The 885-nt window shown below is 37.4% G+C and carries 2 protein-coding genes; both read left to right on the forward strand.

All coding sequences use genetic code 11. The features are described 5' to 3' along the window. On the forward strand, nucleotides 1–309 hold a 309-nt coding region (locus tag HT678_RS10995), incomplete at its 5' end, for a transposase (RefSeq protein ID WP_188110187.1). Nucleotides 310–338: 29 nt separating this feature from the next. Continuing rightward, complete coding sequence (locus tag HT678_RS11655) at nucleotides 339–494, forward strand: hypothetical protein (protein WP_000379812.1); 156 nt, start codon at nucleotides 339–341, stop codon at nucleotides 492–494. Nucleotides 495–885: the final 391 nt, after the last annotated feature.

The following is an 885-nucleotide window of genomic DNA, read 5'->3' on the forward strand; positions in this document are numbered from 1 at the left end:
ATAGCTCCCATGATTTACACGAACAGCATGACAAGCGATTTCTTTGTGGAGTGGTTCAAAATGCAACTCCTACCTGCTTTGAAGACACCTCATGTTATTATCATGGACAATGCTAGTTTTGATCCCAAGAACATTTTGGATGAACTCTGCATCCAAGATAAACACTTTTTCTTACCTCTACCGCCATATTCACCGGATTTGAATCCTATTGAGCAAGCTTGGGCTATCTTGAAAAAGAAAGTAACAGATTTATTAAGGGAAGTCCCAACTATTTTTGAATGTTTGGAACGCTTTTTTAAAACTAAATGACTATATAATAAAAAATAAGGGGACACGAAATGGACACCAAAGCTAAAAAGTTCACACTTGCAACGATTTCAGCTCTATCACTTCTTGGGGTAGGAATTGTTACATCACAATCAGTAGCCACTAATGATAGGCTGGTTTCCACTCAAGCAATCAATGGTCAATCCTACAATATCTTAAACTCTTAGGTCACTAGTACTTCTTCTGGTACTACTCTAGTTGGGATTGAAGGGACTTTCTTAACGCCATATAAACAGGCTATCTTAGACCGTATCAATGCCATTCGAAAAGAAACAACAGACGAAGGTCTAGTTACTAGCTATGTTCCTATCAAATGGTCAACTGCACTAGAAAAAACAACCTTCATTCGTGCAGCAGAAGCTTCGATCACCATTAATCACACACGCTTGTCTAGTAAGGACATTTGGAGCCCCTGGTCTTCAGGAAATTTCTCACTAGCAGAAAACTTGGCTTGGAACTATGACGGATTTATGACAGCTATTAATCAATGGTATGAGGAAAAAGCCGATTATGTTAATACTAAACTAAAATCAAAAAGTATTATATAATAGTAATATG

Origin of the sequence: Streptococcus sp. 3167 (assembly GCF_013277175.1) — a bacterium.
Taxonomy (GTDB): Bacteria; Bacillota; Bacilli; order Lactobacillales; family Streptococcaceae; genus Streptococcus; species Streptococcus pseudopneumoniae.

Excerpts from the sequence above, each read along its gene's own strand:
- HT678_RS11655 (WP_000379812.1), top strand. The coding sequence starts at position 339 with ATGGACACCAAAGCTAAAAAGTTCACACTTGCAACGATTTCAGCTCTA.